Origin of the sequence: Halogeometricum sp. CBA1124 (genome assembly GCF_009741955.1) — an archaeon.
GTDB classification, from domain to species: domain Archaea; phylum Halobacteriota; class Halobacteria; order Halobacteriales; family Haloferacaceae; genus Halogeometricum; species Halogeometricum rufum.
Map to the genome: position 1 here is coordinate 1 of NZ_WPCD01000172.1, position 7967 is coordinate 7967.

Here is a 7967-nt window from a genome sequence, read left to right on the forward strand (position 1 = left end):
CGTCGCCGGCGAACGCGTCCAGCCCCTTCTGGGAGTCGTCGAGTTCCTCCTCCACCTCGTCGGCGACGCCCTTCAGGTCACGGAGTTCCGACTCCATCTCCTTCTCGCGGCGGCGAGAGATCCAGAAGTACGCCTCGTCGCGCGTGTTCTCGGCCATCAAGACGACGACGCGCCCCTCGGCCTGCCGGCCGGTCCGGCCCTTCCGCTGGATGGAGCGAATCGCCGTCGGGACGGGTTCGAAGAAGAGCACGAGGTCCACCTCGGGCACGTCCAGACCCTCCTCGGCGACGGAGGTGGAGACGAGCACCTCGAACTCGCCGTTGCGGAACTCGTCCAACGTCTCCTGTTGCTCTTTCTGGGTCATCCCGTCCGACCCCTCCCTGTCGCCCTGCCCGACGAACCGCCGGACGTCGAACGACTCCGAGAGGAACTCCGTGAGGGCCTCGGCGGTGTCGCGCGACTCGGTGAAGACTATGACGCGCTGGCCGCCCTCGATGCCGAGCGTCTGCGCGAGGAGGATTCTGGTACGAGAGAACTTCGGGTGCAGGCCGTCGAACGACTCGGCCTTCCGCATCGCCTCTCTCACTTTGGGTTCCGCGACGAGTCGCTGACTCGCCTTCGACGCGCCCGACGAACGCGCGGCGTTGCGCTGACGCTCGAAGTACCGGCGGACCGACTCGACGGACTGCGTCTCGACCAGTTCGACGGCGCGGCGGAGTTTCATCACCTCCGCGTGCGTGGACATCCCCTTGTAACCCTCCGACTGGTCGTTGTTCATCAGCTTCTGCAACTCCGCGCGCATCCCGTTCAACTGCTTCTGCGAGACGTCCGGACTCGTCGTGTTCGTCACGCCGAGGGACTTCAGCTTCTCCAGTCGGTCCGTGATGACCTCGTTGAGCGCGTCACGTATCCCGAGAATCTCGTCGGGGAGTTGGATGCGCTCCCACTCCACGTCGGTGTCGTAGGTGTACTCGTCGACGTCGGCGTCCTCCTCGGTCATCACCTCCACCTCGACCAGACCGAGGTTCTCGCACACTTCGAGGATGGACTCCTCGTCGCCGCCGGGCGAGGCGCTCATCCCGGTGACGAGGGGGTGCTCGGCGTCGGCGTGGTAGCGCTCGGCGATGTAGACGTAGGCGTAGTCGCCGGTGCCGCGGTGGCACTCGTCGAACGTGAGATGCGTCACGTCGCGGAGCGACACCCGGTTGCCGATGAGGTCGTTCTCCACCACCTGCGGCGTCGCGATGACGATGCGGGCGTCGTCCCAGAGGGCCGCCCTGTCGTCCGGGCGGACGTCGCCGGTGAAGACGACGATCTCGTCGTCGGGAATCTGGAGGGCCTCGCGGTAGAAGTCGGCGTGCTGCTGGACCAGCGGTTTCGTCGGCGCGAGGAAGAGCGCCTTCCCGCCCACCTCGTGGAGTCGTTCGGCGGTCACGAGGAGGCTGACCGTGGTCTTGCCGAGACCCGTGGGGAGACAGACCAGCGTGTGCGCGTCGCGGGCGGCGCTCGCCAGTCGAATCTGATACAGCCGTCGCTCGATGAACGACGGACTCAAGAGCGGATGGTCTACGTGCGAGGGGTCGTCGGCGGCCGCCATCGACCCTCGCTTCGGTGCGGTGGCGGTTAAGCGTTGGCGAACCGTGGCGAAAGTGAACGCCGTGGGCTCACCGCGTCTCGGGTGGTCTCAGCGGCGTTCGGGGTCGTCGTCCCAGACGGACCGCAGCGGTTCGTCCCTCTCGTCGACGGCGTCCGGGACGGACTCGCCGACGAGGTCGGCCCACTCGGCGAGGTGGTGGTCGCGGGTCTCTCGGGTCATTGGCTCTCGGGAGAAAGGGTCACGGCGTGCGTATATAACGATTGTGCCTGTGTATCACAATTCTGGAACGACCGCAACGAACGCCCCCCGCTCTCGGGTGCGGCCCTCAGACGACCTGTTCGCCGTCGTCGTCGTACAGTTCGATGGCGTCGACGGGACAGACGCGGGCGGCGAACTTCGCGTCGAACTCCGCGTCCTCCGGGACTTCGAGTTCGAAGACGTCCTCTTCGACCTCCTCAGCGCCGACCAGGTCGGCCTTGCCCGCGTCGAGGTTCTTCTCGAACGCCTCCCACTCGTCGACGCACTGGAACATCCCGATGCAGGTGTCGCGGTCGTAGCGAATCTTCATGCGCGGTGCTTCGGCGAGGGCGTACAAAGCGGTGACGACGCGGGGGCGTCAGCGTCGCGGACGACGCGCCGCCACCGGCGACTCGCGCCGCGGGGTCCGACCATTTAAACCGGGTGACGGCTTACTCCGGCGCAATGAGACCGGAGGACGTGCCCGGCCTGCCCGAGGGGGTGCCCGAGCAGTTGCAGTCGGAGGGCATCGAGGAACTGTACCCCCCGCAGGCCGAGGCGGTGGAGGCGGGCGTGACGGAGGGCGAGAGCGTCCTCGCCTCCATCCCGACGGCATCCGGCAAGACGTTCGTCGCGGAGATGGCGATGCTGTCGAGCGTCCAGCGCGGCGGGAAGGCGCTCTACATCGTCCCCCTCCGCGCGCTGGCCTCCGAGAAGAAGGCCGAGTTCGAGCGCTGGGAGGAGTTCGGCGTCGACGTGGGCGTCTCCACCGGCAACTACGAGTCCAGCGGCGAGTGGCTCTCCTCGCAGGACGTCATCGTCGCTACCTCGGAGAAGGTGGACTCGCTCATCCGGAACAACGCGCCGTGGGTGAGCGAACTCTCCTGCGTCGTCGCGACGAAGTCCACCTCGTCGACGACAGCCACCGCGGGCCCACCCTCGAAGTCACCCTCGGCAAACTCCGGAAGATAAACCCCGGCCTGCAGGTGGTCGCCCTCTCGGCCACCGTGGGCAACGCCGACGAGGTGGCCGAGTGGCTGGACGCCACCCTCGTCGAGTCCGACTGGCGGCCCATCGACCTGAAGATGGGCGTCCACTACGGCAACGCCGTCTCGTTCGACGACGGGAGTCAGCGGGAGGTGCCGGTTGGAAAGGGCGACCGGAAGACGAACGCCCTCGTCGCCGACGCACTGGACGAGGGGGGGTCCTCGCTCGTCTTCGTCAACTCCCGGCGGAACGCCGAGGCGGCGGCGAAGCGACTGAAGGACGTGACCGCGCGGTATCTCACCCCCGAAGAGGAGGAGGAGTTGGCCGAACTCGCGGGGGAGATACGCGACGTCTCCGACACCGAGACGAGCGACACCCTCGCGAACTGCGTGGCGAAGGGCGCGGCGTTCCACCACGCCGGACTCGCCGCCGACCACCGCAGTCTGGTCGAGGACGCCTTCCGCGACAGACTCGTGAAGACGGTGTCGGCGACGCCGACGCTGGCCGCCGGCGTGAACGTCCCCGCGCGTCGCGTCGTCGTCCGCGACCTGAAGCGCTACACCGGCGAGCGCATGGCGTGGCTCCCCGTCCTCGAAGTCCACCAGATGTGCGGGCGGGCGGGCCGACCCCACCTCGACCCGTACGGCGAGGCGGTCCTCGTGAGCGGAACGGACGGCGGCCCGGACGCGACGAACTGTGGGACCGGTACGTCACCGCCGGGCCGGAGGCCGTCGAGTCGAAACTCGCCGCGCGCGACGCCCTGCGGACGCACGTGCTCTCCGTCGTCGCTCGGGGTTCGCCGACTCCCGCGCGGGCGTAGTGGACCTGCTGGACGCGACGTTCTTCGCCCACCAGTCGCCCGACGTGGACCGCGCCCGTCTCGTCGACTCGGTGGTCGCGGAACTCGCCGAGATGGAGATGCTCGCGGCCGGCGGCGGGGCGAGCGACGGGGCCGACGGCACGGACCGACTGGCGGCGACGGAACTCGGCGGGGTCGTCTCGCGGCAGTACGTCACGCCCGAGACGGGGGCGCGACTGGTCGCGGGCGTGGAGACGGCGGCGGCGATGGACGCCGCGAACGTGACCGAACTGACGGCGCTGGAAGTCGTCTGCGACACGCCGGACATGCAGGGGACGTACCTCGGCAACCGCGAACGCGCCGCGATGTACCGCTTCGCCAGCACGCACGCCGCGGAGTTCACGACCGGTCTGAACGACGCCGACGACTTCGAGGAGTGGCTGTGCGCGGTCAAACTCGCGCGCATCTTCGCGGACTGGACCGCCGGCGAGTCCGTCGAGACCATCGTCGACCGCTACCGCATCGGGCCGGGCGACCTGGAGGCCCGCCTCGAACGCGTCGAGTGGTTGCTCGGCGCGGCGGACGCCGTCGCCGCCGTCGTGGACGCGGACCTGCCGGTGTTCCGCGAGGTGCGCGACCGAATCTGACCGGGACGCGAACCCGGCCGAGACCAGAATCCGGCCGGGACCCGAATCGACCGTGAGTCGACCCCGGCCGGGACGCGAATCCGACCGCGAATCGGACGCCCGTGCGGCGACGGCCACCCGTCTCCCCGCCCGACTTTATTACCCCCCGCGACGTACGTCGTGGGCATGGCTGGAATCACCTACGAGGACTTTCTCGACCTGTCGTACGAACCGGACGAGTCGGACCTCGTGTGTACGTTCCGCATCGCTCCCGCCGAGGGGATGGACGCCGAAGCGGCCGCCTCGCGGGTCGCCTCGGAGTCCTCCAACGGGACGTGGGCCGCCCTCCCGACGGGCGAGGGCTTCACCGACATGGGCGCGACGGCGTTCGCCATCCGCGGCGACGACGACGACGCCGAGGTGGACGTGGCCTACCCCGCGGGCCTGTTCGAACCCGGCAACATGCCCCAGATCCTCTCCTGCATCGCGGGCAACATCATGGGGATGAAAGCGGTCGACACCATCCGTCTCCTCGACTGCGAGTGGCCCGAGGCGACCGTCGAGGCGTTCGCCGGGGCGCAGTTCGGGTCCTCGGTCCGCGAGGAGATATTCGGCATCGAGGGCGACCGGCCCATCCTCGCCACCGTCCCCAAGCCGAAGGTCGGCCTCTCGACGGAACGACACGCCGAAGTCGGCTACGAGGCGTGGGTCGGCGGCGTCGACCTGTTGAAGGACGACGAGAACCTCACCGACCAGTCGTTCAACCCCTACCACGACCGCCTCGTCGAGAGCCTGTCGCTCCGCGACGACGCCGAGGACGAGACGGGCGAGACGAAGTCCTACCTGATCAACGTCACCGCCGACACGAACACGATGCTCGAACGCGTCGACCTGGCGGCCGAGGAGGGCTGTGAGTACGTGATGGTGGACGTGATAACCACCGGGTGGGGCGCGGTCCAGACGGTCCGCGAACGCTGCGAGGACCACGGCATCGCCATCCACGCCCACCGCGCGATGCACGCGGCGTTCGACCGCCTCCCCGACCACGGCGTCTCGATGCGCGTCCTCGCGCAGATAGCGCGCCTCTGCGGCGTCGACCAACTCCACACGGGGACCGCCGGACTCGGCAAACTCGCCAACGAGGACACGGTCGGCATAAACGACTGGCTCCGCTCGGACCTGTACGGCACGACGGACGTGCTCCCCGTCGCCTCCGGCGGACTCCACCCCGGCCTCGTCCCCGACCTGTTGGACGCGACGGGGACGAACGTCTGCGTGCAGGCCGGCGGCGGCATCCACGGGCACCCGGACGGCACGCGGGCGGGCGCGGCGGCCCTCCGCGCGGCCGTCGACGGCTACGCCGCCGGGAAGTCGCTGGAAGCGGCGGCCGAAGACAGCCCCGAACTCGCGGCCGCCGTCGAGGAGTGGGGGACGGAGACGCCGCGGTAGGCTACTCCGCCGCGTCGAGGCCCGCCGCCGCGTCGTCCGCCGCCTCGTCGGCGCGGTCCGCGTTCGTCGACTCCGCGAGGCGACGATAGCCCGCGAGGGCGGCGGCGACGACGACGGCGCCGGAAGTGTTGATGACGAGGTCTATCGCCGTGTCGACGGCGTAGAAGCGGAGCGTCCAGTCGTACCAGAACGTCTTGAACACGAACTCGTACACCTCGAACCAGGCGCCGATGGCGAGGACGGCCGGTATCAGCCACCACGACGAGTCGGCGGCCGGCGTCCGGCGGTGCGTCATCGCGAGGACGGCGGCGACGCCGACGCCGCCCATCGCGTGCGTCAGGAGGTCCCACCACGGGAGCGTCGTGTAGACGCGGTAGTGGAGGCCGCCGAAGTGGAGGCCGGTGACGAGGACGGACCAGAGTGCGACGCCGAACCACGCCGCCGTCGCGCGGTCGCCGCGCGGCACGTCGCGCCGGAGGCGCCCGACGAGCGTCCGCGGCCACGACCTGACGCGGCCGGGGGAACCCCGGCGCGAGACGGCGACGTACGTCGCGACGACGGCGAGGAGGAGGGACCCGACGCCGACGACGAGTCGCGAGGAGGTGTGCGGAAGCGAGGACATCTCACCGAAACGAACTCTCAGTCGATTAAATCTCTTGTGTTCGTCACCGGCGGCGGCGAGGGGAGAGGACAGTGGTGTCAGTTACTGATAGTACCCATTTATCGTGAGATGAGTTCACTATGTACACGATGCGAGCAGCAACCTATCACGACAGGAGAGACATCCGCGTCGAGGACGTCGACCGCGGGACGGTCGGTGCGGGCGAGGTCCGCGTCGACGTCGACGCCTGCGGAATCTGCGGGTCCGACCTGCACGAGTACACGGCGGGGCCGATATTTGTCCCCGCGGACGAACCGCACCCCGTCTCCGGCGAGACGGCGCCGATTCGCATGGGACACGAGTTCAGCGGCCTCGTCTCCGAAGTCGGCGACGGCGTGACGACGCTCCGGGAGGGAGACGCCGTCGCAATCAACCCGATTCTGTGCTGCGGGGAGTGTCGTCAGTGTCGGAGCGGGAATTACCACATCTGCGATTCCATCGGGTTCCTCGGCCTCTCCGGCGGCAACGGCGGGTTCGCCGAGAGCGTCGTCGTCGACGCGGAGCAGGCGGTTCCCCTCGGTGACGACGTCCCCGTCGAGTACGGCGCGCTGGTCGAACCGCTGAGCGTCGCCCTCCACGCGGTCCGCCGGTCCGGCCTGCAGGCCGGCGACGCGGTGGCCGTCTTCGGGAGCGGTCCCATCGGACTGGCGGTGATCCAGTGTGCGAGGGCGGCCGGCGCCGGGACGATATTCGTCTCCGAACCGCGCGACGCCAGACGCGAACGCGCCGCCGACTGCGGCGCAGACGAGTTGATAGACCCGTCCGCGACGGACGCCGTCGAGTACGTCCGGTCGCACACCGACGGCGGCGTCGACGTCGCCTTCGAAGTCGCGGGCGCGAAGCCTCGTTCAACGACGCCGTCGAGAGCACGGTCCCGGGCGGCCGGACGACGGTCGTGAGCATCTGGGAGGAGGAGGTGAGCACGCACCTGAACAACCTCGTCCTCGGAGAGCGGACGCTGACCGGGACGCTCGCGTACCTCGGCGGCCCCCGGTCGGACGAGGAGTACGGCATGGTCATCGAGATGCTCGGGGACGGTCGGCTCGACCCCGAACCGTTCGTCACCGGTCGAATCGGGCTCGAATCGCTCGTCGAGGAGGGGTTCGACCGACTCGTCGACCCCGAGAGCGACCACGTGAAGATTCTCGTCAGGCCGAACGACTGAGGGTCACTCGACCCACGGTTCCACCGTCGCCTCGCCGAACAGTTCGCGCATCAGCGTGACGATGCTCTCGGGCGGGTACTGCCCGCGTTCGGTGACGATGGCGTCCACGTACCGCGGCGGCGTCACGTCGAACGCCGGGTTCAACACCGTCGGGTCGCCGATGTCCGCCGCCGTCTCGTCGTCTATCACCTCGCTCTCGTCGCGCATCTCGATGTCCACCGTGTGGCCCGTGAGCGTGTCGGGGTGGAGCTTGATGGTCTGGGCCGCGCAGACGATGGGCGTCCCCCGGTCGCGGGCGTGACCGCCAGTCCGCTGGTGCCGATCTTGTTTATCACCGACCCGTCGGCGGCGATGCTGTCCGCGCCGACGAGGACGTGGTTCACGTCGTTCAGATAGCGGCGCGCCGCCGAGTCGACGATTAGCGTCACGTCCACGCCCATCTCGTC

The 7967-nt window shown here is 69.1% G+C and carries 5 protein-coding genes and 3 pseudogenes; 3 read left to right on the top strand and 5 right to left on the bottom strand.

Translation table 11 applies throughout. The annotated features are described in order from the left end of the window. The 3 genes from GJ632_RS16755 to GJ632_RS16760 form a co-directional block, all read right to left on the bottom strand. Nucleotides 1-1597: DEAD/DEAH box helicase (locus tag GJ632_RS16755; RefSeq protein WP_191453550.1), on the bottom strand; the 1597-nt coding region annotated here is incomplete at its 3' end. An 87-nt stretch (nucleotides 1598-1684) separates the two neighbouring features. Then, nucleotides 1685-1816 carry a hypothetical protein gene (locus GJ632_RS24850; RefSeq protein WP_255473592.1) on the bottom strand — a complete coding sequence of 44 codons (132 nt, stop codon included), beginning with the start codon at nucleotides 1814-1816 and terminating at the stop codon, nucleotides 1685-1687. Between the two features lie 106 nt (nucleotides 1817-1922). Then, a complete protein-coding gene (locus GJ632_RS16760; RefSeq protein ID WP_089803799.1) occupies nucleotides 1923-2165 on the bottom strand; it encodes a ferredoxin in 243 nt (80 codons plus the stop codon). Between the two features lie 134 nt (nucleotides 2166-2299). Between GJ632_RS16760 and GJ632_RS16765 the strand changes: the two are divergent. Together GJ632_RS16765 and rbcL are read left to right on the top strand one after the other, a co-directional pair. Further along, nucleotides 2300-4267, top strand: a pseudogene (locus tag GJ632_RS16765) (ATP-dependent DNA helicase). A 165-nt stretch (nucleotides 4268-4432) separates the two neighbouring features. Beyond that, complete coding sequence (gene rbcL / locus GJ632_RS16770) at nucleotides 4433-5695, top strand: type III ribulose-bisphosphate carboxylase (protein ID WP_191453551.1); 1263 nt, start codon at nucleotides 4433-4435, stop codon at nucleotides 5693-5695. Between the two features lies 1 nt (nucleotide 5696). Here rbcL and GJ632_RS16775 read toward each other — a convergent pair whose 3' ends face one another. After that, nucleotides 5697-6317, bottom strand: coding sequence for a hypothetical protein (locus GJ632_RS16775; RefSeq protein WP_231751626.1), 621 nt, complete (start codon nucleotides 6315-6317; stop codon nucleotides 5697-5699). A gap of 128 nt (nucleotides 6318-6445) precedes the next feature. Here GJ632_RS16775 and GJ632_RS16780 point away from each other — a divergent pair. Next, nucleotides 6446-7521 (top strand): annotated as a pseudogene (locus GJ632_RS16780) (2,3-butanediol dehydrogenase). Between the two features lie 3 nt (nucleotides 7522-7524). Here GJ632_RS16780 and GJ632_RS16785 read toward each other — a convergent pair. Continuing rightward, nucleotides 7525-7967: pseudogene (locus GJ632_RS16785) on the bottom strand (ribose 1,5-bisphosphate isomerase); the annotation flags it as partial.

Coding starts and splice junctions, on each gene's coding strand:
- GJ632_RS24850 (WP_255473592.1), bottom strand. CDS start 1,816: ATGACCCGAGAGACCCGCGACCACCACCTCGCCGAGTGGGCCGACCTC.
- GJ632_RS16760 (WP_089803799.1), bottom strand. CDS start 2,165: ATGAAGATTCGCTACGACCGCGACACCTGCATCGGGATGTTCCAGTGC.
- rbcL (WP_191453551.1), top strand. CDS start 4,433: ATGGCTGGAATCACCTACGAGGACTTTCTCGACCTGTCGTACGAACCG.
- GJ632_RS16775 (WP_231751626.1), bottom strand. CDS start 6,317: ATGTCCTCGCTTCCGCACACCTCCTCGCGACTCGTCGTCGGCGTCGGG.